The 26,542-nt window shown below is 39.1% G+C and carries 28 protein-coding genes; 8 read left to right on the top strand and 20 right to left on the bottom strand.

What is annotated here, in order from left to right; genetic code table 11:
• Positions 1 to 40 precede the first annotated feature (40 nt).
• Both rho and trxA read right to left on the bottom strand, forming a co-directional pair.
• Entirely contained in the window at positions 41 to 1,300 is a 1,260-nt protein-coding gene (gene rho, locus MTCD1_RS03205; RefSeq protein WP_057179278.1) for a transcription termination factor Rho, read from the bottom strand.
• 244 nt (positions 1,301 to 1,544) lie between these two features.
• Positions 1,545 to 1,871: a thioredoxin TrxA gene (gene trxA / locus MTCD1_RS03200; RefSeq protein ID WP_057179277.1), complete on the bottom strand. Its 327-nt coding sequence runs from the start codon at positions 1,869 to 1,871 to the stop codon at positions 1,545 to 1,547.
• A gap of 186 nt (positions 1,872 to 2,057) precedes the next feature.
• Between trxA and rhlB the strand changes: the two genes are divergently transcribed.
• Both rhlB and MTCD1_RS03190 read left to right on the top strand, forming a co-directional pair.
• Entirely contained in the window at positions 2,058 to 3,359 is a 1,302-nt protein-coding gene (rhlB, locus tag MTCD1_RS03195) for an ATP-dependent RNA helicase RhlB (RefSeq protein ID WP_057179276.1), read from the top strand.
• Positions 3,360 to 3,382: 23 nt separating this feature from the next.
• Positions 3,383 to 4,363: a Ppx/GppA phosphatase family protein gene (locus MTCD1_RS03190; RefSeq protein ID WP_057179275.1), complete on the top strand. Its 981-nt coding sequence runs from the start codon at positions 3,383 to 3,385 to the stop codon at positions 4,361 to 4,363.
• A 35-nt stretch (positions 4,364 to 4,398) separates the two neighbouring features.
• Here MTCD1_RS03190 and MTCD1_RS03185 read toward each other — a convergent pair whose 3' ends face one another.
• Both MTCD1_RS03185 and MTCD1_RS03180 read right to left on the bottom strand, forming a co-directional pair.
• Complete coding sequence (locus MTCD1_RS03185) at positions 4,399 to 4,656, bottom strand: hypothetical protein (protein WP_231732935.1); 258 nt, start codon at positions 4,654 to 4,656, stop codon at positions 4,399 to 4,401.
• Between the two features lie 25 nt (positions 4,657 to 4,681).
• Positions 4,682 to 5,251 (bottom strand): TetR/AcrR family transcriptional regulator, encoded by a 570-nt coding sequence (locus tag MTCD1_RS03180; protein ID WP_057179273.1) that lies wholly within the window; start codon positions 5,249 to 5,251, stop codon positions 4,682 to 4,684.
• Between the two features lie 129 nt (positions 5,252 to 5,380).
• Between MTCD1_RS03180 and MTCD1_RS03175 the strand changes: the two genes are divergently transcribed.
• On the top strand, positions 5,381 to 6,037 hold the full coding sequence (locus MTCD1_RS03175; RefSeq protein WP_057179272.1) for a glutathione S-transferase family protein: 657 nt from the start codon (positions 5,381 to 5,383) through the stop codon (positions 6,035 to 6,037).
• 126 nt (positions 6,038 to 6,163) lie between these two features.
• On the opposite strand, the gene hemB is transcribed toward MTCD1_RS03175, so the two are convergent.
• The 12 genes from hemB to ftsY all read right to left on the bottom strand — a co-directional run bounded on the left by hemB (position 6,164) and on the right by ftsY (position 18,585).
• A complete protein-coding gene (hemB, locus tag MTCD1_RS03170) occupies positions 6,164 to 7,210 on the bottom strand; it encodes a porphobilinogen synthase (protein WP_057179271.1) in 1,047 nt (348 codons plus the stop codon).
• 15 nt (positions 7,211 to 7,225) lie between these two features.
• A complete protein-coding gene (locus MTCD1_RS03165; protein WP_231732934.1) occupies positions 7,226 to 8,107 on the bottom strand; it encodes a GGDEF domain-containing protein in 882 nt (293 codons plus the stop codon).
• 6 nt (positions 8,108 to 8,113) lie between these two features.
• The gene (locus tag MTCD1_RS03160) at positions 8,114 to 8,917 is read right to left on the bottom strand and encodes a TatD family hydrolase (protein WP_057179356.1); all 804 of its coding nucleotides are present in this window, start codon (positions 8,915 to 8,917) and stop codon (positions 8,114 to 8,116) included.
• 90 nt (positions 8,918 to 9,007) lie between these two features.
• The gene (locus MTCD1_RS03155; RefSeq protein WP_057179270.1) at positions 9,008 to 9,517 is read right to left on the bottom strand and encodes a hypothetical protein; all 510 of its coding nucleotides are present in this window, start codon (positions 9,515 to 9,517) and stop codon (positions 9,008 to 9,010) included.
• Positions 9,514 to 10,278, bottom strand: coding sequence for a twin-arginine translocase subunit TatC (tatC, locus tag MTCD1_RS03150; protein WP_057179269.1), 765 nt, complete (start codon positions 10,276 to 10,278; stop codon positions 9,514 to 9,516). The genes MTCD1_RS03155 and tatC overlap by 4 nt, the downstream gene beginning before the upstream one ends.
• Complete coding sequence (tatB, locus tag MTCD1_RS03145; protein WP_057179268.1) at positions 10,275 to 10,772, bottom strand: Sec-independent protein translocase protein TatB; 498 nt, start codon at positions 10,770 to 10,772, stop codon at positions 10,275 to 10,277. The genes tatC and tatB overlap by 4 nt, the downstream gene beginning before the upstream one ends.
• Positions 10,773 to 10,775: 3 nt before the next feature.
• Complete coding sequence (gene tatA, locus MTCD1_RS03140) at positions 10,776 to 11,045, bottom strand: twin-arginine translocase TatA/TatE family subunit (RefSeq protein WP_057179267.1); 270 nt, start codon at positions 11,043 to 11,045, stop codon at positions 10,776 to 10,778.
• 304 nt (positions 11,046 to 11,349) lie between these two features.
• Complete coding sequence (locus MTCD1_RS03135) at positions 11,350 to 13,860, bottom strand: TonB-dependent receptor (protein ID WP_057179266.1); 2,511 nt, start codon at positions 13,858 to 13,860, stop codon at positions 11,350 to 11,352.
• Positions 13,861 to 14,239: 379 nt separating this feature from the next.
• Positions 14,240 to 15,097 carry an RNA polymerase sigma factor RpoH gene (gene rpoH / locus MTCD1_RS03130; RefSeq protein WP_057179265.1) on the bottom strand — a complete coding sequence of 286 codons (858 nt, stop codon included), beginning with the start codon at positions 15,095 to 15,097 and terminating at the stop codon, positions 14,240 to 14,242.
• A 252-nt stretch (positions 15,098 to 15,349) separates the two neighbouring features.
• Positions 15,350 to 16,324, bottom strand: coding sequence for a permease-like cell division protein FtsX (gene ftsX / locus MTCD1_RS03125; RefSeq protein ID WP_057179264.1), 975 nt, complete (start codon positions 16,322 to 16,324; stop codon positions 15,350 to 15,352).
• Positions 16,324 to 17,016 carry a cell division ATP-binding protein FtsE gene (gene ftsE, locus MTCD1_RS03120; protein WP_057179263.1) on the bottom strand — a complete coding sequence of 231 codons (693 nt, stop codon included), beginning with the start codon at positions 17,014 to 17,016 and terminating at the stop codon, positions 16,324 to 16,326. The genes ftsX and ftsE overlap by 1 nt, the downstream gene beginning before the upstream one ends.
• A 135-nt stretch (positions 17,017 to 17,151) precedes the next feature.
• Positions 17,152 to 18,585 (bottom strand): signal recognition particle-docking protein FtsY, encoded by a 1,434-nt coding sequence (ftsY, locus tag MTCD1_RS03115; RefSeq protein WP_057179355.1) that lies wholly within the window; start codon positions 18,583 to 18,585, stop codon positions 17,152 to 17,154.
• Between the two features lie 156 nt (positions 18,586 to 18,741).
• Between ftsY and rsmD the strand changes: the two genes are divergently transcribed.
• Positions 18,742 to 19,365, top strand: coding sequence for a 16S rRNA (guanine(966)-N(2))-methyltransferase RsmD (gene rsmD / locus MTCD1_RS03110; RefSeq protein WP_082606372.1), 624 nt, complete (start codon positions 18,742 to 18,744; stop codon positions 19,363 to 19,365).
• A gap of 84 nt (positions 19,366 to 19,449) precedes the next feature.
• A complete protein-coding gene (locus MTCD1_RS03105; RefSeq protein WP_057179262.1) occupies positions 19,450 to 19,998 on the top strand; it encodes a methylated-DNA--[protein]-cysteine S-methyltransferase in 549 nt (182 codons plus the stop codon).
• A gap of 136 nt (positions 19,999 to 20,134) precedes the next feature.
• Here MTCD1_RS03105 and MTCD1_RS03100 read toward each other — a convergent pair whose 3' ends face one another.
• From MTCD1_RS03100 to MTCD1_RS03085, 4 genes are all read right to left on the bottom strand, one after another.
• A complete protein-coding gene (locus MTCD1_RS03100) occupies positions 20,135 to 21,727 on the bottom strand; it encodes a serine hydrolase (RefSeq protein WP_057179261.1) in 1,593 nt (530 codons plus the stop codon).
• Positions 21,728 to 21,803: 76 nt separating this feature from the next.
• Complete coding sequence (locus MTCD1_RS03095) at positions 21,804 to 22,469, bottom strand: YjaG family protein (RefSeq protein WP_057179260.1); 666 nt, start codon at positions 22,467 to 22,469, stop codon at positions 21,804 to 21,806.
• Between the two features lie 107 nt (positions 22,470 to 22,576).
• Positions 22,577 to 24,061 (bottom strand): hypothetical protein, encoded by a 1,485-nt coding sequence (locus tag MTCD1_RS03090; protein ID WP_057179259.1) that lies wholly within the window; start codon positions 24,059 to 24,061, stop codon positions 22,577 to 22,579.
• Positions 24,062 to 24,197: 136 nt separating this feature from the next.
• Complete coding sequence (locus MTCD1_RS03085) at positions 24,198 to 24,977, bottom strand: SapC family protein (protein ID WP_057179258.1); 780 nt, start codon at positions 24,975 to 24,977, stop codon at positions 24,198 to 24,200.
• A 168-nt stretch (positions 24,978 to 25,145) separates the two neighbouring features.
• Between MTCD1_RS03085 and MTCD1_RS03080 the strand changes: the two genes are divergently transcribed.
• The 3 genes from MTCD1_RS03080 (at position 25,146) to MTCD1_RS03070 (ending at position 26,366) form a co-directional block, all read left to right on the top strand.
• On the top strand, positions 25,146 to 25,448 hold the full coding sequence (locus MTCD1_RS03080; RefSeq protein WP_088568898.1) for a hypothetical protein: 303 nt from the start codon (positions 25,146 to 25,148) through the stop codon (positions 25,446 to 25,448).
• Positions 25,449 to 25,617: 169 nt separating this feature from the next.
• Positions 25,618 to 25,977 (top strand): hypothetical protein, encoded by a 360-nt coding sequence (locus MTCD1_RS03075; protein WP_057179256.1) that lies wholly within the window; start codon positions 25,618 to 25,620, stop codon positions 25,975 to 25,977.
• Complete coding sequence (locus tag MTCD1_RS03070) at positions 25,965 to 26,366, top strand: CPBP family intramembrane glutamic endopeptidase (protein WP_057179255.1); 402 nt, start codon at positions 25,965 to 25,967, stop codon at positions 26,364 to 26,366. Before MTCD1_RS03075 ends, MTCD1_RS03070 begins: the two co-directional genes overlap by 13 nt.
• The last annotated feature ends 176 nt before the right edge of the window (positions 26,367 to 26,542 follow it).

Here is a 26,542-nt window from a genome sequence, read left to right as displayed (position 1 = left end):
CTGGTTTTCATAAATTATGGCTGAGTAATTAATGCTGCGATTATTTACGCTTCATTGAATCAAAAAACTCATCATTGGTTTTGGTCATGGCTAGTTTGCCGATTAGGAATTCAATCGCACCTACTTCATCCATTTCGTGGACTATTTTTCTCAAAATCCACATTTTTTGTAATTCATCGGGTCTAGTAATGAGTTCTTCACGACGTGTACCACTACGATTAATATTAATAGCAGGGAAAACACGTTTTTCAGAAATTTTACGTGACAGGTGCAATTCCATATTACCTGTACCTTTAAATTCTTCGTAGATAACTTCATCCATTTTAGAACCAGTTTCGACTAGCGCGGTAGCAATAATAGTTAAGCTACCACCCTCTTCGATATTACGTGCTGCACCAAAGAAACGTTTTGGACGATGTAGTGCATTGGCATCAATACCACCAGATAGAATTTTACCTGACGAAGGAATAACTGTGTTGTAGGCACGGGCTAAACGGGTAATTGAATCTAATAAAATGATCACATCTTTTTTATGTTCAACTAAACGTTTGGCTTTCTCAATGACCATTTCTGCCACTTGTACGTGACGACTTGCTGGTTCATCAAAGGTAGAAGCAATAACTTCACCTTTCACCAAACGCTGCATTTCAGTTACTTCTTCTGGACGCTCATCAATTAGTAATACCATTAGCTCGGCATCCGGATAATTATGAGCAATGCTTTGGGCGATATTTTGCAATAATAAGGTTTTACCGGCTTTTGGCGGTGCAACAATTAAACCACGCTGGCCTTTACCAATGGGTGAGGCCAGATCAATAATACGTGCAGTAATATCTTCTGTAGAACCATTACCACGCTCCATGCCAAAACGATGTGTTGGGTGAATCGGTGTTAAGTTTTCAAATAAAATTTTATTACGTGCATTTTCAGGGCGATCAAAGTTAATTTCAGTTACTTTTAATAAGGCAAAGTAACGTTCGCCTTTTTTCGGCGAACGAATTTTACCTTGGATGGTATCACCTGTTCGCATACTAAAACGGCGAATTTGGCTTGGTGATACATAAATATCATCCGGCCCTGCTAAGTATGACGAGTCTGCTGAGCGTAAAAAGCCAAAACCATCTTGTAAAATCTCTAAAACACCGCCGCCAAAAATGTCATTATCACCTTCAGCATGTGCTTTTAAAATAGCAAAAATTATGTCTTGCTTGCGTGTTCTAGCTAGGTTTTCAAGCTTCATTGACTCAGCAAGCTCAACCAATTCATTAATGGTTTTTTCTTTTAGTTCGGTAAGGTTCATAGGGGGTTTCTTAAACTATTTTAAGTGATAGTGTCTTAGGCGATTGCCGGCACAAGTGTATATTAAATGTATTTGTTACAATAAGAATAGAGATAAAGAGATGTAATTTTGTACTCAGGGGCTAAATTTAGCACTAAAATCTGATTAGGTAAAGGCTGAATGAAGATGTAAGTGAACATTTTTCTGTTAAAAACAAAAAGCCTGCTACTTAGCTAGTAGTTGTCAGGCTTTTTAACTTTTAAAATTACAAATTTTTATCTAAAAATTCTTTTAATTGAGTTTTTGATAATGCGCCCACTTTAGTGTCAGCGACTTCACCGTCTTTAAACAGTAATAAGGTTGGAATACCACGGACACCATATTTAGGTGGTGTCACTGAGTTCTGGTCTATGTTCAATTTACCAACAGTCACTTTGCCATCGTATTCTTTGGCAATATCATCAAGTACTGGGGCAATCATTTTACATGGACCACACCATTCAGCCCAAAAATCAACTAATACTAAACCCGATGCTTTTAATACATCTGCTTCAAAACTATCATCAGTTAGCTGAACAATTTTATCGCTCATCATATTCTCCGTTGTTATGGCGAAAACGCCTTTGTGGTAATTAATCTGAGGTAATTATACCGTGATTCACTACTTTGCCAATACTGTTTTATGTTTCATTGGGATAAATTAACTAGTAATGCCCTAAAATCTAATTAATTAATTTTTAAGCCACTATTTAGCAATCAAAAATGTTAAGCTTGCGCCATGAAAAAAACACACTTAACTGAAACAAAATTCGCTGACCTAAATCTTGCTCCGCAAGTAGTGACCGGATTAGAAGCCATGGGCTTCGAATATTGTACGCCTATTCAGGCGATGTCTTTACCCGTTTTACTAAAAGGCACTGATATAGCTGGCCAAGCACAAACTGGTGAAGGTAAAACCCTTGCCTTTCTAGCCGCTACTTTTCATCATCTGCTACAAAAAGAAGCGCCAACACATAACCAACCTAGAGCCTTGATAATGGCGCCAACACGTGAATTAGCGATACAAATTCACCGTGATGCTAAAGAAATGGCAAAAAGCACTGGCCTACGACTTGGTGTGGTATATGGGGGTGAAGGTTATGAAAGTCAACGTTTAGAACTTGAACAAGGTGTTGATATTCTTATTGGTACTTGTGGTCGCTTAATAGATTACTTGAAACAAGGCATTTACAACCTTAGCAACATCGAAGTCATCGTACTTGATGAAGCCGATAGAATGTTTGATTTAGGCTTTATTAAAGATATTCGTTATATGTTTGATAAAATGCCTGCTGCTACTGAACGTTTAAGCATGCTGTTTTCGGCAACCTTATCATTCCGTGTTAAAGAATTAGCCTTCGATCATATGAATGATCCAACCAGTGTTGAAATTGCCCCTGAGCAAAAAACCAACATTCGCATCAGTGAAGAGCTTTTCTATCCCTCTAACGAGGATAAGATGGCTTTGTTACAAACATTGATTGAAGAAGATTGGCCTGAAAAAGCCATTATTTTTGCAAATACCAAACATGTTTGTGAAAAAGTTTATGACCATCTGAGTGCCGATAAAATACGTGTTGGTTTATTAACCGGTGATGTGCCACAGAAAAAGCGTTTGAAAATATTAGAGCAATTTACTGAAGGTACAATAGATATTCTCGTGGCAACTGATGTTGCTGCCCGAGGTTTACATATCCCCAGCGTAACGCATGTTTTCAACTATGACCTACCTGATGATTGCGAAGACTATGTCCATCGCATCGGTCGTACTGGTCGTGCGGGCGAAAGCGGTCATGCCATCAGTTTAGCCTGTGAGCAATATGTCTTTAATTTACCTGAAATTGAAAGCTATATTGAACATGAGCTACCAGTATCTAAGTATGATCATGAGGCCTTACTGACTGACTTACCTAGACCTAAACCTCGTCAACGCCGTCATAGAACTAATACCTCAAGAACAGGTGGTAATAGACAAGGCGGACGCGCTAATACTAGACCAGGAAACCGCAGTGGTAATACTAATCGCAGCACCCGCAGCTAACTTCCCCTAGATATAAATGCACATTGACTAACTTAGTGAGCCAAAATCAGGTAATACCACAGTATGATGATAACCATTACGCTGTGGTTGATTTAGGCTCTAATAGTTTCCACCTACTTATTACCTGCTTGGTTACCGAACCAAGGGGTAAATCAATAAAAATCGTCAATAAAGTTAAGCAAAAAGTTCGCTTAGCCTCAGGATTAGATAGTAATAACCTGCTCAGCGATGATGCCATTTCACGTGGCCTTGATTGTCTTAAAAACTTCTCCTTATACCTACAAAGTATTCCAGTAAACAATATTATTATTGTCGCAACAGCAGCATTACGTATTGCCGAAAATAATCAGCTGTTTTTTGATGCCGCTAAGAAAATATTGCCCAAAGACATTAAATTACTGAGCGGAGAGCAAGAAGCTAAAACAATATATGCTGGGGTTGCTCACACTTGTACCACCATTAACCAACAAGCACATGCTAAGAAATTAGTCCTTGATATTGGCGGTGCTAGTACTGAAATTATCGTCGGCGCTGGCTGTACGGCAAAAAAAGTAGTGAGTTTAAATATTGGCTGCGTTAGCTTTATGAGAAAATACTTTACTGCTGGCATACTTAACCAGCAGAATTTTACTCATGGTATTGCCGCGGCGGCAAATGTTATTACCGCAGTGAGTAAAGACTTTATGCAACTTGGTTGGCAGTCTGCTGTAGGCAGATCAGGCACCATGCAAGCCTTGATAGAGATACTTAAGCAACGTCAGCAAACACCTATAATCACCTTAACCTTTCTTAATGAAATGCAACAAACACTAATAAGTTGCCAGACCATAGATAATATCGATATTCCGGGGCTGAGAGCTGATCGTAAAGCGGTATTAGCCAGTGGCCTAGCTATTTTAATTGCCCTATTCGAGTGTCTGCATATTGAAACCTTAACTCTATCCAGCGGCGCACTTCGTGAGGGCTTACTTTTTGAATTAGTCCCCGATGCTAAAATTATCTAAACAACTTTTCATCTTGCTGGTAGCCTTATTTAGCTTTAACTGCCTTTAGTAAATGAAGCTTTGAAATACCACAAGGCTACCGGTATTTCAATAACGCTATAACTTAGTAGGGTAAACCAAAACCAGTTTAGCTCAACCATTAAAAAATCAAACTCAACACTTGTGCCCCAGTATTTACTTGCCACAATAACCAAGGCTAAGCAAGAAGCCACGCAATCAAATAGTGCTACTTTATTAAGGTTTTTACCGGCCAATTTCGGGTACACAGAGACATAAGCAATCAGTATAATCACTGCGTTTACTAATATTATACTGAATTCAGCCGACATCATTTTCCTCATTACTTGTTAGCGATCTAATCCCTACTTGGCAAGCCGCTAAGAGTTCATTACTTAAGCCTTTATCAGCTAATGCTCTAGATAAAGCCAAGCCACCAATCATCAGGACCACGCTTTGTAGCGCTTGTTTTCGGCTTGGAGTTAAGGCTTGAGCTTGGCCGATAAAGGCTTGTAGGGTCTTGGTGTAAGTCTCTTTTACTTGCTCATCTTTTTGGCTTATATCTGATAGCAAAAAGGCTAACGGGCATGCCTGTTCATTTTGATCATCTCTATGCTCGGTACTTAAATAATATTGAGCAAAATTTTTCATGGTCTGCGGACAATTTTCAGGCTTACGCTGGTAAGCGACAGTGGCCGCTTTACTGATTGCTTGGGCGTATAAATCACTCTTAGATTTAAAGTGACTATAAAAAGCACCTCGGGTTAACTCTGCTTTTTTCATCACTTGATCAATGGAAATCTGTTCAAAACCATGATGGGTAAAGAGCATAGCTGCACTGGTTAAAATTCTTTCTTTGGACTGTTCTTTATGAGTTTCTTGCCATGCCATGGCTAAGCTCCACTTGCTTGCATATTTTAAAGATAGTATTTCATATTTTTAAAATATGTTCTTGAACATATTTTCATTATGAGTAGATTATTGTCTATACAGTGAATATTTTACATAAAGGATAATAAAATGACAGCAGCAATACACATCTACGGGCCAAGTTTTTCTAATTTCGTTCGCACGGTGATGCTAGTGTGTGAAGAAAAGCAGCTTGCATATACCGTTGGCATTGAGGTGGATGGCAAAAAAACAACCTTTAAAGGCGAACAGCACCACATTTGGCACCCTTTTGGTAAAATACCGGTATTACTTGCAGGTAACCCGCTTCAAGGTGGCTTAGTTCTGCCAGAAACAACCAGTATTTGTCGATATCTTGATAAAGACAAGACGTTGCAGCCCGATGATAGTTTTGCTTTTGCCCGACACGATGCTCTGTGTGCGCTAATTTCTATAGATATTGATAGGGTACTGATACGCGAATATCTGCTGGAGTTTGCCTTTCCAAAAGGAGAAAACAACAGCGTACGATTTGACCTAGTTAAAGAGCTACAACCTAAAGCGGCAGCTACTTTAGCTATCATTGAAAAGATGTTAGGCGAAGAAACAGCTCTCGCTGCTGCAGAGTTCACCATTGCTGATGCCTTATTAGCACCCATGTTGCATTATATCTCTTGCCTACCGACAGGTTTTAACCTGATAGCGGATTATCCGAAAATAGAGCAATATTTAGCTGACTTAATGACCAGACCGTCTTGTCAAAAAGTATTAATTGCAAAAAAATTATAATAATAGCGTAAATAAATCCCGTTTAATCAAATGCTAGCCAAAGAAAAGCGCGAATAAATCGCGCATTTATATTAAGTTTTAAGTTAAGTTTTATATTAAATTTTAAGTTAAGTTTTAATGTAAAGCTTAAGCGTCTTCTTTTAACCAGCGGGCAGCTTTCTTGGCAAAATAGGTTAAAATCCCATCGGCTCCCGCTCGTTTAAAAGCGAGCAAACCTTCCATCACACAAGGTTTCTCCTCTAACCAGCCATTTTGAATAGCGGCCATATGCATGGCATATTCACCACTGACTTGATAGGCATAAGTAGGTACCTGAAAGGTGTCTTTAACGCGACGGACTATGTCTAAATAAGGCATACCCGGTTTTATCATTACCATATCAGCACCCTCGGCCAAGTCTTGGGCAACTTCATGCATAGCCTCATTACTATTAGCAGGATCCATTTGATAACTATGTTTATTGCCACCTTTAATGTTGCCTGCTGAGCCGACCGCATCACGAAATGGGCCATAGTAATTAGAGGCATACTTTGCTGAATAAGCTAAAATTTTGGTATTAACAAAACCATTTTCTTCTAATACTTGCCTGATCGCGCCAACACGGCCATCCATCATATCAGATGGTGCGACAATATCTGCCCCGGCTTGGGCATGTGATAGCGCCTGTTTTGTTAAAATATCTGTGGTGATATCATTTAAAACATAGCCAGTTTTACCGGCTTTATTGTCATCACTATCACTTATAATACCGTCCTGTCCATGAGTGGTAAAAGGGTCAAGCGCAACATCAGTGATAACGGCGAGTTGTGGAAAATTAGCTTTAAGGGCACGCACTGTACGTTGCGCCAAGCCTTCAGGGTTATATGCTTCTTCAGCCATGAGTGATTTTTTATCATTGGGCGTTACCGGGAAAATTGCAATGGCCGGTATACCTAAATCAACCAACTCTTGTGCTTCTACTAATAAGAGATCAAGACTTTTACGCTCGACCCCCGGCATGGAAGCAATAGCCTCTCGCTGATTCTCCCCTTCAAGTACAAAAACCGGGTAAATAAGATCATTAACCGTTAACTGAGATTCTGCCATTAAACGACGGGTATGATCATCGACACGCATACGGCGCAGTCGACGAGCAGGATATTGGCCAAAAGCCAAACTACCATTGAGAGACATAAAAATTCCTAAAAATTATTCTGTTAAAATATATTGTTGCGTTTGATTGCGACCATTATTCTTTGCTTGGTATAGCGCTTTATCAGCGCCAGAGAAAATTTGTTCGGGGCCAATATCCACTTCTTGCTGGTAAGTACAAATACCACAACTAATCGTTAGCGCTATCTCGATTTCTTGGAAAATGAAAACTTGTTCATTTAACAACAAGCGTAATTGTTCAGCCAAGAGTAGTGCACCTTCTACATCGGTATTAGGGAGAATGAGACAAAATTCCTCACCACCATAACGAAATGCTTTATCAGCGCTACGCTTCAAGCTTTGCTTAATATGTTTCGATAGCCAAATAAGACACTGATCTCCGGCTAAATGACCATAATTATCATTCACTAATTTAAAGTGATCAATATCAATTAACACTAAACTTAAGGGGGTAAGATTACGGCGACTACGGCGATACTCGGCTAATATTTTTTGATCGTAAAATCGTCGGTTATGTAAGCCGGTAAGTTCATCTAGGACATTTTTTCGTTCAAGCTCTTGGTTAGCACTTTCTAATTCTTGTAAGGCTATATTAAGCTCTAGCGTACGCTCTTGTACCCTTTCTTCTAATAAATCTTGACTGTCTTGTTGCTCTTCAGTCAAGATTTTCATGGTTTGCTCGGCTATTTTGTTATTATTTTTTGCTAACTTAAGCTGCAATAACATTTGTTGATATTTTTTGTGAAAATGCCGACTTAAATAACAAGTAATGATGGCGGTTATGACGCTGCCAAAAAAAAACCCCATAGTAAAATATAGCGGTTCGCTACTCTCTGCGGTAACCGCCATAGCCACAGGAGTATACAAGATCAATAAAGCTGCATAACCTGTAATTTTAGCGATAACGACTGGCTTCATTTTGAATTAATTCCTTTTTGTAGGAAAATTAAACACCTTTTCGGCATTACGACTAGTTTGCCAAGCTATCTGTTCTTGGTCAAGCCCGGTAATGCTAGTAATTTCTTTCAGTATGTAAGGTAAATAACTGGGTTCGTTGCGGCTACTTTTCGGTTTTGGTCGGATCGTTCTAGGCGTTAAATAGGGCGCATCCGTTTCAATTAACAAACGATTTAACGGGATCAAACTGACAATGTCACGAAGGGTTTGACCGCGGCGCTCATCACATAGCCAACCGGTAATGCCAATATACATATCAGCGTTAATACATTGCATTAATTCATTTTTCGAACCGGTAAAACAGTGAGCGACCATGGCAGGTACTTTACCTAAGTATGGCGATAGAATATTAAACCAGGGTGCAAAAGCATCTCTTTGATGTAAAAATAACGGCATTTGTAATTCAGCCGCTAAAGCAACCTGCTCGCTAAAAACTATTTTTTGCTGGGCGGGTGTTGAAAAATTGCGATTAAAATCCAGACCACATTCCCCAATAGCTTTGACCTGTGTGTGCATGGCTAATTGTTTGAGCTGCGCTATATAGTCAACGGCAACATGGTCAGCATCGTGCGGGTGAACACCGGCTGTGCTGTATAAAAAGTTAGGGAAATCTGTTTGGTATTGCTGGCACAGTGCTAAGGCTTTTTTGCTTTCGGCAACACTGGTACCCGTGATCAGCAAGCCACTGAGCGCTGCCGATTGTGCGCGAGCAATCACCTCTTCACGATCTTTATCAAAGCGTTTATTGGTTAAATTAACACCTACATCTATTAAGGCATTGCTTGATGAGGCCTTAGCTGCTGAGGTCTTAGCTTTTGAATTATTACTTTTTAATAAGTCGATATTCAAAATAGTCTCGCTCTATTTTAATCTTTTTACTTTAATACGAGTATTGGTATTTTCTTTTTGTAAAAATACCGCACTAAGTGCACCTTTGGTTAAAATCACCTGTTGGCCGACTTTTAACTTAAACTTAATAGTATCTTTTTGCTGCCATTTTTGACCATTTTCAAAAAATATATTCCATTTTCCTCGTGGTGTTTTCGTTAATTTACTAATGGTTAGGCTAATGCTATTTATTTCATTAGCTAATTCTTCCGTGGTTTTTTTTACCTGCTCTTTAGCAAAAGCATCAATTTGCTCTGCCGTTAAAGCCACTTGTCCAGCGGTTACCGAGGTACTTGCTAGCTTGCTTACTGATAGTTTTTGCTGACTAAGTGCATCAAAACAAGTTAATCTTGCTTGATCCTGGCTTATTTGTCGACAAACCTTAATGTCAGCAGCGAGATTAGTCGTCTGACCTTGCGCTAATAGGGGAAATACTAAGCCGCTGATAAGTGCGGTACAGGTTAATAAATTCATCGCTGTCATTCTTTACTCTCTTTTCCATCAATTGAATTATCTTCGTCTTCTTTATGATAAAACGAAGCAATAATAATACCCACTTCAAACAATAGCAGCATAGGCACAGCCAACATAGTCTGTGAAATAATATCAGGCGGTGTTAATAACATACCAACAATAAAAGCACCAACAACGACATAGGCTCGTTTTTCTCTTAAACTATCAGGTGTCGTCATACCCGTCCAACACAGCAAAATAATAACAATGGGGATCTCAAATGCCGCGCCAAAAGCAAAAAAGAGCTTTAAAATGAAGTCCAGATAACTACTGATATCTGTGGCAATCATCACCCCTTCTGGTACTACAGAAGCAAAAAAAGTAAACACTACCGGAAAAACGATAAAGTAAGCAAAAGCAATACCGCTATAAAACAGTAGGGTTGAGCCAAACATTAACGGCACAATCAAACGTTTTTCATTGCTGTATAAACCCGGTGCCACAAATGACCAAATTTGATATAAGACAAAGGGCATAGCAATAAAGAGTGATAATACTAAGGTTAATTTAAAGGGGGCAAAAAATGGCGAAGCAACATCGGTTGCTATCATTTGTGAGCCCTCTGGCATAGTTGCTAACAATGGCTGTGCCACATATTGGTAAATATCTTGGGCAAAGTATACCAAGCAACAAAAGACAATTAACACCGCTAAAATAGCGCGTAATAAACGATTACGTAATTCTAACAGGTGATCAAATAGGCTGGCACTAGGTGCTGGGGCTGTGCTCATGATTGGCGTTTATCACTTTCTGGGTTAGCTACTTTTGTTGATTGTTCAGCTGATTGTTCAGCTGATTGTTCAGCTGATTGTGCTGCAGAACTTGTTTCGGCTACCGTTGCATTATCGGCACTATCGTCTTGCTCAGCTTTAGTATTAGCTGAGGATGCCAATGAAGAGGAAGTCATGGCATCTAAAGCTTGATTATCCACTTTTTTAAAGGGTTCAGTGACCGAGGCTGCCGCCTCTTGTAATGTTTTTAATGACTCGGCGACTTCCGGACTTAAGTTTTTCAAACCGCTTTCTTCTGCTTTTTTTAAGTTGGCATGCAACTCATGTATACGTAACTCTTCGGTTAGCTCAGCTTTCACTGTATCGCTAAATTTACGTGCCCCTGTTATCCAGCCACGCAGTGTACGTATTGCTACCGGTAAGCGCTCAGGACCTAAAATTACCAAGCCCATAATTGCAATAAGAATTAATTCCCAAAAGCCAACATCAAACATAAATTAAGCCTGATCAGTTTCTTTAGTTTTGCTGCTAGCTTTACTACTTTCTGCTGTTGCGCTGCTAGAGTTATCGGCTAAACTATCTGATGTTTTTTCGGCGCTGGTCTTTTCGACCTTAGTATTTTGCTCTTTGTCTTCACCGATAGCACTTTTGAAACCTTTAATCGCTGAGCCCAAATCACCACCTAAATTACGCAGCTTTTTAGTGCCAAATAATAACACGACAATCACGGCAATAATAACTAGTTGCCAAATTCCGATGCCACCCATAATAAATTACTCCTGCTATTGATGTTCACATGACTAAGCAATAGCCTAGTTCATGCTTTTTGTATCAACATTATATACCTAAATAATACTGGGAAACGAGTAAAAGCGGTAAATGAATGGCTAAATGATAAGCTAAAACAACATTTATTTTGTCGGTAAGTCAGTTTCGATAATAATCGCTCAAATAACCAGTCAAAATAGCAGTCATGCCGTCGAATAAATGGATCAAAAAAGGCGACTTTACCGTCGCCTTGAGTTTGAGTGACTGATATTCACCATAATGAATATCAGCAATTAATAGCTGCTAGAATTTATAGGAAGTATTAACAAAGAAAATACGACCGACCACATCATAAATGTTGGGTACTGTATTCATGTCATTACCATTTGGTACTTCTTCTGGCTCAGTATCAAATAAGTTCTTGATACCACCAGTTACCTGCCAAGCATCATTAACATGGTAAGCCGTTGAAATATTATGGTAGACCACATCATCCGTGGTGAATTCGTCTCCGTAGTTAACACCGTCCATGCCTTGGATATAATTAGCGGTATAAAGCAGGTTCCAATCTTCACTGATATCAGCACTAATACTTAGGTTAGACTTTAACTGCGAGTAACCACCCATATTGCCATCAATAGTGCCTTCATAGCTGATATCATCTTCGACAAACTCAAGTAAGTAGGTAGTATCAAGGGTTACTCTAAATATGCCGGCAGTGTAGCTAACATTCCAATCTATACCTGAGGTTTTTTGATGACCAATATTGGTTAGCATTGCCGTCATGTTCGACAAATCACCCTCTGAGATAATGTTAATATTAATAGTCGCACAAGCAACAGCGTCACCTTTTTTACACTTATTCATTTCAGCTTGCACATTTACCCGGCTAATAGCATTGGTAATATCAAACGACCAGTAATCCATGGTAGTAGATAAACCGTCAGCGATTTCCCACACTACACCGGCAGTAAAGGACTCACTCTCTTCTGGTTGTAAATCGGCATCACTTGTATAATTAACTTTGATTTGTTGGTCTAGTTCGTTACCCCAAGGGTCATCTAGATAATCGAATGAACCGGTGTTGCCGCCGTATAATTCACTGACATTTGGCGCTCTAAAGCCTGTTGCCGCTACTGCTCTAAACATTAAACCGTCGATAATGGTATAAGTAGCACCTAACTTCCACGTGGCTGCGCCACCAAAAGTTGAGTAGTTATCGTAACGAGTCGCGGCTTCTACCGTAAAGGAATCAGTTACTGGTACTGAAATCTCACCATAAATAGATTGTACTGAATAGTTACCTTCAGTTGGGGCTTGTTGTGCCGCAGTACTGTCACCAGCTTGAGTAATTAAATCAGGGGTGTAGTAACCACTTTCAAAACGGCTTTCAACACCAACAGCATAACCAATATCCGATTCACTAATGCCACTATAACCAGCGGCTAAAATAAATTGCTCGTTACCACCTTGATTTTCTTCGGTGTACATAATTTTTTCACTTGCTAAGAAGTCATTATCCATGGGCTTGCCACTGAACCAATCATCTGGATTGGCGTAGATACTTTTTTCCATATTACCGGCATGGATAGAGTTAGCAACACTGTCTTTTGAATCATTACGGCCATAGGTCGCTGACATATCCCACTGTGCATCATTACTCAAATAACCAGTTAGAGCAACAGAAGCACGGTAAGTATCAGTTTCTTGACCATAAATACGTGGACCAGCATCTGTCATACGACGCCTATAGTTAATGGTATCACCAATGACATAATGATCGTCAGAATCAGCAATGTCTGAATTTAGCTCATCATAAACATCTTGAATACCCTTTATGTATGTCGGGTCTATCTTACTTGTGATTAAATCGATATTTGCTGGTTGTGGTGCCATTTGCTGATTTGACTCACGACGGGTATACATAAGATCAATACTAAGCTCGGTATCGTCAGCAATTTCACTGTTAAAGCTAGTAAATAAACTTAATAACTCATTCGGTGTTTGTGCATAGCTAGAAGTGGTGTAATCATAACTTTCGTCACGTGGTTTAAAGTCACCATTACCATCTGGCATCATGCCACCTAAACTACCACCTGGAATGAATGATGACTCCCCTGCCGGCACAAAATCACGATCCGACTGAATCACTTCACCACGCTTTGAGTACTGTACACCAAGTACTAAGTTACCACCGGCAAATTCACTGCCGTGTAAAATGCTAAAACCACCACTTTCACCATCACCTTTGTCGGTAATGCTGCCATCAGCGGTAATTTCTGTACCTTCAAAGTCTTTTTTAGTGATGATGTTTATTACACCAGCGATAGCATCTGAGCCATATATCGCAGAAGCACCATCTTTTAAGATTTCAATGGATTGGATCATTGATACCGGAATAGTATTTAAATCTACGGAAGAATCAGCTCCCGTACCTGAAGCCACCATACGACGACCATTTAATAACACTAACGTACGTTGACTGCCCATACCACGTAAGTTAACTGTGGCAGAGCCGCCAGAGCCATTATTCGAGGTGGCACCTAAGCTCATACCCGCAGCTGCAGGTTGCATCGCTAATATTTCTTGTACTGAGGTAAAACCACTTTTAGCAATAAAATCTGAAGAAATCACTGTGACTGGACTTGCGGTTTCGATATCTGTTCTGCTAATACGAGAACCGGTTACGGCAATACGTTCAATTTCTTCTGCGCCTTCTTCGGCAATTGCTTGTACTGAAGTGACAGACGTGGCGGCAAGGGCAAACATTACTCCACGGCTGACAATATTCTTTCTGGCTGTTCTTAGGCTCATTACTTCTACCTTTTTATCGTAAATTATTGGGAACTGATATATACCCGTTCCTATTCAAAGTGCAGGATTTCAATGGGAGCGGGTATTAATCAATTGCCATCAATACTGCGCGATCTATTTGAAAAAGTTCGTTTTCAAGTGTGGTAATTTAGTTAAGACTGTAATGAAGTGGTGATTTCTGACGAGTAGGATGTGATTAAATGTGATTAGATTGGCTATTTTTTAGCTGCTTGCAAGATAAATATCGCTCTAATGGGATAATGACTAGCGAGTAAGGTGGGCATAATTTGATAATATGACAATGCCGTAAAATTTAGCCATAAAAAAACCGACATCAAGTCGGCTTATTTACATAGGTTTTTTTAAGCTTATATAAGGCTTAATCAAATACCATGGTATTTTTTAATTTAGATAAAGCATTTTTTTCTAACTGCCTTACCCGCTCTGCTGATATCTGATATTTATTAGCTAGCTCTTGCAAGGTGGTTTTATCTTCTGTTAACCAACGTGTCTTAATAATATCTTGGCTACGGTCATCCAGTGTCACCAGTGCGGTTGATAAACGCTGATTGGCATGACGTTCCCAATTATCATTTTCAACTTCAACGGCTAAATCTGATTGTTTATCTTCCAAGTATTGCGCAGGTGAAAAACTACCAGCACCAATATTATCATCATCGTCTTTTGATAATTCAAACGATTGGTCATGGCTACTCATACGAGATTCCATTTCCATAACGTCTTTAGTGGTTACACCAAGATTCTCTGCTACCGTATTTACTTCTTCGGTGCTGAACCAGCCTAAACGTTTTTTATTTTTACGTAGATTGAAAAATAATTTACGTTGCGCTTTAGTGGTGGCAACTTTGACAATGCGCCAATTTTTAAGCACATATTCATGAATTTCTGCTTTAATCCAATGAACAGCAAAAGACACTAAACGTACACCTACTTCGGGGTTAAAGCGTTTAACCGCTTTCATTAAACCGACGTTGCCTTCTTGCACTAGATCAGCATGAGGTAAACCATAACCTGCATAACCTTTAGCCACATGAATAACAAAACGTAAGTGCGACATAATTAACTCTTGTGCCGCTGATAAATCATTGTCGTTATAAAGACGAGTAGCCAGATCATGCTCTTTTTCAGCCGTAAGCATAGGAATATTATACGCTGATTGCATATAGGCTTCGATGCTACCACTTTTTGGTAGGGTAAGTTGCATTGTTTGACTCATAATAACTCTCCTTTCTCTCTTTGATTCGCCCGCGATAATAACATAGTTCGACACTCTTTACGATAGCGGGGACATGAACATTAGCCTAATAGAAAGAGGGGCACAAGGCGATCTTTCAAATTATTGATGAATTAAATGTGACACTTTGTAAGTGGCTTTACTTTTCAACTTTAAACAAGCGAAGAAACAAACAGATAACTAATTATAGAACCATGCCAACAATTAATTGAAAGTACGGTTATTTTTTCGTTGTTAGTCCGCATTGGGCTCTATTGCCTTGATATGTTGGCTTACCGAGATGTAACTACCCAGTAAAGATAGTACCACAGCAAAAGCAATAAGCATTAAGGCTTCACTGCCAGTAAGACCCTGTAGTTGAAAATTACTTTGATAAAGCGCTGTTAGATCACTTATCGCATAACCTAGATACCAAGCAAGTAAGGTAACGGCAATACATGAAAGTATACCGCCAAAAATACCGTACCAAATACCCGAATATAAAAAGGGTCGCTGAATAAAACTATCGGTTGCACCCACCAATTTCATAATAGCGATAGCATCTTTTTCATTTAAAATAGCTAAGCGAATGGTATTACCGACAATAAGCACCACAGATAAACATAATAATAAGGCGACACCAAGAACAATATCTTCAATTAAACGTGCTATGGCATCTAAACGTGTTAACCATTCTAAATCTAGCTTACCTTGGTCGACTTCGCGCTCTTTATTCAGTTTTGCTAATAAGGCATTCGCTGCTTGCGCTTGGCTGGCTCTTTGTGTTGGTGTCACCAGCAATGTCGCTGGTAATGGGTTGGTCTCTAAATATTCAAGTGACTGGCCAAAACCGGATAAAATTTTAAACTCTTTTAATGCTTGTTCGGCCGAAATATATCGAACTTCGGCGACTTCATTATAAAGGCTGATACGTTTTATCAGGTTTTGTGTGCTCTTTTCACTGGTTGATAGTTTTAAAAATAGGGTGATTTGCGCAGCGCTATCCCATTTTTCACTTACTTGCTGTGCATTCTTAACAAAAAGATGCAAGGTTGCGGGCAAGGCCAAACTGACCCCTAAAACAAAAATAGTCATCACGGTAGTAAAAGGTGTACGCCATAAATTACCTAAGCTACCTATGGCTTGCTGAACATGTCGTATGGGTAAGGTTAAAATGCGTGTTAATAAGCTTGAACGTGCTTTTAAACCACTGCTATGAATATTACTCATCAACTCCCCCCCTGCACTTGCAAGCCATCAACAATACCATCATTAATCATGGTCCCCTCTTTTAGCGTCAGGGTACGATATTTCATGCGGGCAATTAAACCTAGGTCATGAGTAGCAATTAACACAGTGACACCTGCGGCATTAAACTCCTCAAATAAACGAATAATATCTAGCGATAACTTGGGATCTAAATTACCTGTTGGCTCATCGGCAAGCAGAATAGGCGGTTTGTTAACAATGGCGCGGGCAATACCAACACGCTGTTGTTCACCTCCCGAAAGCATATGTGGGTAACATTTTAATTTGGCGGCTAAATGCACCTTGTCCAATGCAGTAGCAACCCGTTTTTTAATTTCTTTATGGCTGACACCTTCAATAATTAAAGGTAAGGCGACATTATCAAAAACTGTGCGGTCTTTAAGTAAATTATGACTTTGAAAAATCATGCCAATACCACGGCGCACATAAGGAACCTGCTTATATTTAATGTCAGCTAGCTCGGTATGATTTACTTGAATACTGCCAGAGCTAGGCTTTTCCATCAGTGAGATTAATTTTAATAAAGTACTTTTACCAGCGCCTGAATGGCCCGTTAAAAACGCCATTTCACCGCTTGCCAAGCTAAAACTCACTTGTTTTAATGCCAAAAACCCACCGGGATAGGTTTTATTTACCTTATTGAAATTAATCATATTATTTTTATATTTTGCCCTGGTTAGCAGGATAACTTAGCACAGTTCCCCACAATATACTCAAACGACGTTAAAATGCTTATTTAGCATCACCAAGCAATAATCTGTTTTGCCGTCGTTTGAGGCTTTGCTTATTTATTTGCTAAAAAGGGCCTCGATAAAGTCATCACCATTAAAGGGTCTTAAATCATCGATGCCTTCACCCACACCTAAATAACGAATAGGAATATTATGTTTATCGGCAATAGCAAAAAGAACACCACCTTTGGCGGTACCATCTAGCTTAGTCACAATTAACCCCGTTAAACCGACCGCTTCATCAAACAACTTAGTTTGACTTAAAGCATTTTGTCCAGTGCCCGCATCGAGGGTAAGCATCACTTCATGTGGGGCATTAATGTCTAATTTTTTCATTACCCGCACGATTTTTTTCAACTCTTCCATCAAGTGGGCTTTATTTTGTAAACGACCGGCAGTATCAGCAATGAGGACATCAACTTTACGCGCTTTTGCGGCACTAATGGCATCAAAAATAACCGAAGCACTATCAGCACCGGTATGTTGCGCAATAACAGGGACATTATTACGCTCCCCCCAAACTTGCAATTGCTCAACGGCTGCGGCTCTAAAAGTATCCCCTGCAGCAAGCATTACCGACTTACCCTCAGCTTGAAATTGCTTAGCCAGTTTACCTATGGTGGTGGTTTTACCAACACCATTTACGCCAACCATCAGTATAACAAAGGGTCCATCACTCTCTGGGATAACTAGAGGCTGGCTAACATCTGCAATGATTTTCTTTAATTCTATTTTCAGTAAGTCATACAAGGCTGAAGCATCTTTTAGCTGCTTTCGACTAGCACTTTTCGTTAATGAATCGATAATTTTCATGGTGGTTTCAATACCAACATCGGCCAATAACAAATGGGTTTCTAACTCTTCAAATAAGTCATCGTCAATTTGTTTACCACGAAATAAATCAATTAAGCCGCCACCTAAATTTTGCCTAGTTTTACTTAAACCTTGCTTTAAGCGAGCAAAGAAACCCAGCTTAGCTGCCGCCTTTGTTTCAGTTTTTGCTTCAGTTTTTGCTTCATCTTGGCCAACAAGGGTCTTGATGTCACTCGGCTCAAGCGTGGTTGTGCTGTCTACTGGTACGGTTTCATTTGGCACTGGCTCATTAGCAGGCTCAGCTGCAGCTGTTTCTTCACCTTGCTCACTAGCGGTCATTTCAGCTAATAATTTTTCCTCGGGTAGCACTTCATCAGCTAGAGTAATAATGCTGTCGACAACGTCAGCGACTGGTTCAGCAACATTAATGCCATGCTCGACTTTTTGCTCTTCGACACTTTCATGTTCGACACTGCTAGCGTCATTAACTACTGGGACAATTTTCTCTGGTTCAGCGGCTTGCTCACTGGTCGGTTCGCTTATCGGTTCGACAAGTGGCTCAACTACGGGCGCTGGTGCAAGCTTAGCATCGGGAAGATGCTCTGTTGAACTTTCTGCTGTGCTTTTTTCAGCGCTTGCTTGCTTGGCTTTTTTGCCAAAGCCTAACCAAGACAACATACCTTTTTTTTTCGACACTTTTAGCTACCTAAATATATTACAGTATGAATTTGTTTGCGATAATACCAATGGGATTAATTAATCTACTTGGTATAAAGGCCAAACAAGGATAAAATTGGCGCTATATTAGCACTTAATAGCAAAATTGTCAGTGATATGAAACAAGCAAAAAAACAACTTAATAGAAAATCTCCTGCTGGGATGACTCAGGGGAAATCTACCGGTAAGATCCGCATTATTGCCGGAAAATATAGAGGCAGGAAGTTACCGGTATTAATGGCTGATGGTCTAAGGCCAACAACAGATAGAGTAAAAGAAACCGTCTTTAACTGGCTAATGCCTTACATTAATCAAGCTAATTGCTTAGATTGCTTTGCTGGCTCTGGTGGCTTAGGTTTTGAAGCATTATCACGTGGCGCTGCTCAAGTTACCTTAGTGGAATTAAACAAAGCAGCGGCTAAACAACTACAAGCCAATAAAGAGCTACTTAAAGCTGACAATGTCATGGTGATTAACCGTGATGCACTTGCTTTTCTTAAGTCGGAGCAAACGGCAAGTAGCCACAAGCCCTTTGATTTGGTTTTTCTCGACCCTCCTTTTAGAAAACAGCTAGTAGAGCAAGCGGCAGCGCTATTAAATCAATATGGTTTAGCTGAGCAAGCACTCATTTATGTCGAAATGGAAGTCGAAAGTAAACAGCTTATGCCAACAAACTGGCAATTATTGAAAGAAAAAACCGCCGGTCAGGTTGTCTATCAGCTCTATCAATATCAAGCCTAATTTCGCTATTGCTAACAATAATTTGAAGTCATAACTTGAAATAATAACTTACAGCACTGGAGGCAACTTTTGGCAACAACAAGTATGTATACCGACTATCTCGACACGCCATTAGGCTTATTTGAATTTATGGCCTCCGAGCAAGGAATTTGCCAAGCTATTTTTTGTGGTGATAAAGTTTGTGGTGGTGAACCAGCGCAAGGCAAAACTAATGACATCACGGCACTGTGCAAACAGCAATTAACAGAATACTTTGCCGGTGAGCGGCAAGTATTTACCCTGCCGTTGGCGCCACTAGGAACATCATTTCAACAATCGGTGTGGCGTTGTCTAACAGAAATTCCTTTTGGGCAAGTAAAATCCTATGGCGACATAGCCAAGATGCTCAATAAGCCAAAAGCTGCCCAGGCGGTTGGTGGCGCTAATGGCAGAAATCCTATTACTTTAATAGTACCTTGTCATCGCGTTATTGGTGCTGATGGCGCTTTAACAGGTTATGCCGGAGGTATTGAACGTAAACTCTGGTTATTAAAGCATGAAGGGGTCAGCGTTAAAGTCTCTGATGACAACAGTCAGCTAGATATCAATAATGTTATTCATAAACGACAAGCAAAAACACAATTTCTCCGCTAATATCCACGCTGAATTGGATTAGCTTATTGGCTAAAAACAAAAAAGGAGTGCCAGATTAGCACTCCTTTTTCATTAGTAAACTCGTTAAGCTGCACTGAGGAGCAATCAGCCATTATCCAGAGTTCAGCTTAGTGAGTTATTTTTTCGGTACTAGCCTCAAGTCATGAAAATCAAAGCTAAAATCGGTCGCCAACGATACCGCTTTCATGGTGACGTAGTTAATACCACCCTCTTCATTTAAATTGAAATTCACAAAGGCATCAGCCTCAAGGGTTCTATCATGCCAGCGGACAATAAAAGTATTATGCTGGTAGTGCTCTAGTGTGCCTTGTAACGCTGCGGTATTAGCAAATTGCATATGCAGCTTATTGTTTTTAAAACTAATATCAATTTCACCGTACCAGCTATCAACATAGCTTTGTGCGTAATCACGTAGTGGCAACGAATGTGCTGAGTTTTTATTAACTGAATCCGCTATTTTAGCTAAGCGCTTTTTCTCTTTGGCTATATTTTTTTGCTGTTTCGCGTGATAGTAAGCGATCCAATCTTTTTCTTCTAACTCAAGGTACTCATTTAAGATTTCGTGGTAGATAGCATTAAGAGCATAACCCGATTGCTGATTAGTCAGAATCACCATAGCCAAATTTTCTTCTGGCACTAACACCACTTTTGACACCATGCCTAAGATGCCACCACTGTGATGAATTAATTTCACCCCATGGTAGTCTTTCATAAACCAGCCTAAACCATAGGCAGAAAAATGGGTTTTATCTTGCTGGGTCGCTTGTTCAGAAACCGACAGTAATGTTTGCGCCTGCCACATCTTACGGCTTTGTTTGGCTGAAAATAGACGAGGTAATTTGTCATCAGTTTTGCTACCGTATACACCTTGATTTAATTGAGCCTGTAACCACAAGCTCATATCATTAACGCTTGAAGCTACTGAAGCCGCGGCACCAAATCTTTCGATGAAGTTACCGCCAATAACATTTAACTTGCCGTTAAGTGGCACATGCGCTCTAGCAACATTTTTGTTCTGTTTGTCAATTTGTGAGAAAGTTGCACGGGTATTTTTCATACCTAACGGGCTAAATATACGCTGTTGAACAACCTCATTCCAAGACTGGCCAGTAACACGTGCAATCACTTCACCGGCAACAATATATAATAAATTATCATAAGCAAATTCACTACGAAAACTAGATATCACAGGTAGATGTTTAATACCCTTAATAACATCATCATTTGTTAGAGTAGTATGCGGCCAAATCATCAAATCACCCGCACCTAAACCTAAACCTGAGTTATGGGCTAATAAGTCAGTAATAGTAAATTCGCTAGTCACATAAGCATTAGGCATTTGAAACTCAGGAATGATATCAATCACCTTGGTTTGCCAAGTTAATTTTCCTTCATCCACCAAATTGGCTAATAACGCCACCGTCATCGCTTTAGTATTTGAGGCAATACCAAATAAAGTATCAGCAGTGACCTTGGCCGATTTACCCTGTTCAATAACACCAAAACCTTTGCTCATCACCACCTGGTTATCTTTGATAATAGCGACCGCTACACCTGGCACTTGAAAGGTATTCATGGCTTGGCTAATGGCTTGTTCAATCTTAGTGTTTTTCTCTACCATACTACTTGCTTGCAGCGGTGTAGCCACTAACAAGGTTAAGGTGAAAATCAAGGTGATTGAAAACAATGTGTTACTGAGTAACTTCATTTTTCTTCCTATTATTAACATTATTATTTTTATTTAAGCGCTAGGTTAAGCTTTGCTTTACTTAGCCACTATTAAACTAAGAGATTTCTATACCCAAATTCGATAAACCTTCAGATAGGCTCATCTGCTTAGCTAATTGACAGCTACGCTTATCTTCAGCCGCAAACTTTAGAAAGTCGAACAGCTCATTTTGGCTATCTTTTTCCCACTGCATTAATGGATGTTCATTCATTTGTTCATCCGTGATCACAAGCTCGTCGGTAATAGGCTGCGGAGTGGTTGCATTAGTCGCTGTCACGTCTGCAGCCTCTTCAAGTAAAAGCAGCTCAACATAATAACTGACGCTATTATGGGATAAGCGACTAATACTTTTAATATCATCTAGATCCACTTCTGACACTATCGATTTTTTTAGCGGCTTACTTTGCATTAATTGCCATAACGCGGTTAACGCCATGCAAGCATCCAGTGCGGGGAAGACACCAAAAGAATCAAATGCTTCGGGATCAGGTATTTCAGCCTCCAACTTGAGTAGTTGGGCATCAATATTAATTTTTACCGTATTACGATTGGCAAGCCATTGCCAAATAATATCGAGTTGATTGCGCAATATTTTAGCATCACCAAAATCAACGGCCTCACTAAACATTTTATAATTAGGTAACATACGCTCAAGTAGCGCCGCGGAAAAAGCAATTTGTTGCCATTGACTTAATTTGACAAAGGGAAGGTAAATAGCCACTTATACTTATACTCAGTTGCGATAATTAACTGGATTATACCCAAGCTTATTCAAAATGCGAATAAGCTTGGCTTGATGGCGGTAATTTTATATTTTTAGCAGAACAATTAACTGGTTAATTGTTTTTGGGCATACTCGAATTTCAAACGATATTCGGTTAACTTATGTTCTACCGCATTAATTTCTTCGGTGAATTTAGTGGCTTGCTCAGTATTAGCGCCAAGCAGATCATGATTTTCATCACGCAAAAACTTAATGGCTTCTCTCACTTTATCATTTTCTAATTCTTGTTTATCACGATTACTATTAAAGCGCTTTAAGATATTTTCTTGCCCCTCTTGCGCGACCTTAACTTGCTCATTAAGTACAACAACTTCCTGCTGATATAATTTTATATCATCTTGCTCGGTGGTAACTTGCTTACTAAGTAGCTCATTAGCTTTATCTAATTCGATAATTTTTTGTTGCGCCATTTCTTGTAATTGTTCTGCTTGTACAGCCGCTTCATTCATTAGCTTTATTTCATCAAGCTGGGCCTGTCTCTCACTAGCATTTTGTTCATTTAGGCTAGTAATTTGTCCCTGATGGTCTGAGCGTTGTTGTTCAGTTTGCTCTACTAACTTAGCTATCTGCCCCTGATGGTCTGAGCTGTTTTGCTCAGCTTGCTCTGCTAACTTAATAACTTGCGCCTGATAATCGGATGTTTTTTGCTCTGCTTGCTTGTTTTTATCTTGCTCGGTATCAATAGATTTTTGCTGGACTGATAACTGTTGTTGTAATTCGGCCTTGCCGTTTTGTTCTTGTCGAACTTGCTCGGTCAGCAGGGCATTTTTTTGCTGTAACCCCTCTACGACCTTATCATTACTCTGTAGTGCTTCAGTTTTAACATGGCTAATTTCACTATGAGCCTGCTGAAGCTTTTCCGTCAAGACATCTATTTGCTTTTGCGCAACGGCGTTTATTTGCTTTTTAGCTTCATTAAGTGCCGCAACTTGTTGTACTACAGCCGTCTCCGCTTGCTCTTTTGCTTGAATCAATTTTTTAGTTAGACTTTGCTCTTGCTCTGTTAGCACCATGATACGGCCATTTAAGCCATCAATTTTTTGAGTTTTATCATTTAAATCTTGTTCAACTTCGAGTAGTTTCTCTTCTAACTTATCATCGCTACTTTGCTTTTCATCATGCTGCTGAGTGCTGTGCTGCTTTAAGTTAGAGACTTCTTTTTCTAGACGCTCTATGGTCTCGCTAAAGTTAATGCTATTTTGCGTGAACTCTACTTGGAAATTCTGTTTAGTTGTCTCGGCATCAGCTTGTTCTTCTGCTAACACTTGTTTAATTTGGGTAAGCTCTTGTTCTTGCCGCTTTAGTTTTTCAGAAAAATCTTGCTGTAATGATTGCTCTTGTGCTGATAGATTTTCACTCTGTTGATCGGTACTTTTGCTAATTTCCTTATTCACTGCAGCAGTTATCAAGCTAGTTAATTTCTCTTCAACTTGAATGTAAACATCACTTGCTAGGCTTTGTATTTGCTCTTCTATATCCTTAGAAAGTGTACTCTTATCGACCATATTATTCTCATTATTATAAATCACCACTGTCCCTAAATTACCACAGGTACACCAGCACCGGAATATGAAAGTAACTTTTTTTAACAAAAAGAAACAAAAAAGAGGCCGAAGCCCCTTTTATCATTTTCTAAAAATATTTAAGCCACTATTCGACCGTTGATTAACTCTCAGTAACTTCTTCTTTCACTTCTTGTTTAGCTAATGGCGCAATTTGGATACCGGCAATTTTATTTTTACCCGTAAGATTGCGAAGTTGCACTAAACGGTTCATTTGTCCTAAAGAGCCTAACATGGCATAGATTGGTACAAATAAACCACGTTTGTGGAAATCTAACACTTTATCATCGGCTAATGATTTCACTTTATCTTCATTAATAGTAAAAAGACCGGTAAGTTTTTTCTTTTCACCACTACTTAAGTCAATTTTTAATTCAAGCTCTTGTAAAAGATCATTGTCTTCTAATTCTTTGATAAAGTTCTCAGTCATTTTTTCATTTTCATATAAGCGACCAAGTGAGTTTTGTACATTCGTTAATAATTCTGATTCTTTACCCTCAGTTTCGAATAACGCTAAATCTTTATCTTCACCAACAAATTCGCTATCGACATCAACACATGCCGTTAAGGTTTTTTCTTTGTCTGGGTCTAAACCCAAAGAGAATGGTGCCATAGCAATGCTTTGCGGCACAAATAAAGCGGACCACTTGTCATCATTATAATATAAATTTTCACCTGCTTCTAAACCTAACATGGCAACACTACGGTAGCGTGGGGAATCGGGATTTTTAACCAGTACTATTGGGAAGCTAGCAGAAGCTTGTGCATATTCTGCTGCCGTTATAGTAATTATGTGCTGGTTAGCAACATGTGCTAAGTTTCGTTTTTGTGAAACTTTAAGGTTTTGATGTTTGTCTGCTTTAATTGCTACAAAATTAGCCATGATTTTATCTCGTATAAATGCTTCTATAGAGCATATTTTTATAATATTGTAATTGAATTGCTATAACTAGAATGAAATTACTGCGTTGCTATAAGTTATGGAGACACTTAATTAAGCTTTCAATGCTAAACTTAATATTATTTTCTAAATACTTTTAAAAATAGGATTATGACCGTTAATATTTTTACTTTTTTCACTTTGTTATTATTCATTACTAGTGCCATAGCCATGCCTAAAATAACGGTAAAACATCAACGTAATGTCACAGGCTTTGCCGAAGTACAAGTCAGTAATGACACCATGGTAAATCTAATTTGTCATATTGCCATCGATGGTCATAAAGTATTTTTTCGTCTTAAAGCGATAGAATCTTCCCACTGGTTTACCGCAACTGATGTGCGCTTTAATCATACTCACTTTAGTATTTGGTGTGATTATTTAGCACTGCACCCTAAATATCAAGCAGAGTAAGTAAGCAACTAGCCCTTAGCGCTAGAGCTAAAATAAAAAAAGCTAAAGGCAAACTTGCAGTTAGCTCTTTTACCCAATAACACTGCTACCTAGGTAATTTTATTTACCTCACTCATGTTATCTTTTAAGTTAATGAAAATAAACTACTTAACAGAGCAGTCAATATTGTATGGTTGATTTATTAATACCACTCACTGCCTATATATTCATTATTGCCGTGCTGTGTTTAGCTTTATCACAACGTAAACTTATTAAGATTAAACTTAATTGGTCCTTAGTCGCTATTGCCTTATTTTCTGCTTATGTCTTAGCTCCTAGCATGCTGAACACTCTATTACCTTTAGAACATTTATTTGCCCAGTTCGCTTGGCCTTGGGCTGATAAATTCTCCGTAATTACATGCAGTTTTCTGGCTCTACTTCTTCTATGGCTAGGGCAGAAAAAATTTAGCCTAGCCGATGCTGGCTTTACCTTAAAACAAGCACCTAACTCACTTATTCCAGCAATAAAAAGCTGTTGCTACTGTTAGCATTTAGGTTTGTTTTTGCCAGTTTATTTGGTGGTGATGATGGTTCCACCGATCCTGAAGAACTTTTATTTTTAACGACAATGTCAGGGTTAGATAAAGAGATGCTTTATCGTGGGGTATTACTCTATGTAATGTCGAAAGCAATTATCTCGGCACGTTACCCTATTTATCGGGCAAAAGTTAATATTGCCGGCATTTTGCTGGTGCTGCTTTTTGCGCTAGTAAATGGCCTAATTTGGCAACAATCACATTGGCATATTTTTTATATCAGTATTGTTTTTTCCAGTGTTTATGGCTTAGCTCTGCTGTGGTTGCGAGAGAAAACTGGCAGTTTGCTTTTCCCTATAGTAGCCCATAATGCCACGGTGTTTTTAGGCCAGTTACTTTAACTAATATTACATCGGCAAAGTTAACGGACCAGTACAATTTCACTGCATCTATATTGATTGCAGCAATCGTTATTAATAACTTACTTATGGTCTTTTACACACTAAAAATAGAATAAAAACTCTAAATATTACTCGCTAACGCTTTAATTTTTTGAGACTTTTTTATCTTATTCGCC

This window comes from Colwellia marinimaniae, from assembly GCF_002207865.1.
Classification (GTDB): domain Bacteria; phylum Pseudomonadota; class Gammaproteobacteria; order Enterobacterales; family Alteromonadaceae; genus Colwellia; species Colwellia marinimaniae.
Note: the sequence above shows the minus strand (reverse complement) of the source record. Positions and strands in the feature narration are given on the sequence as shown.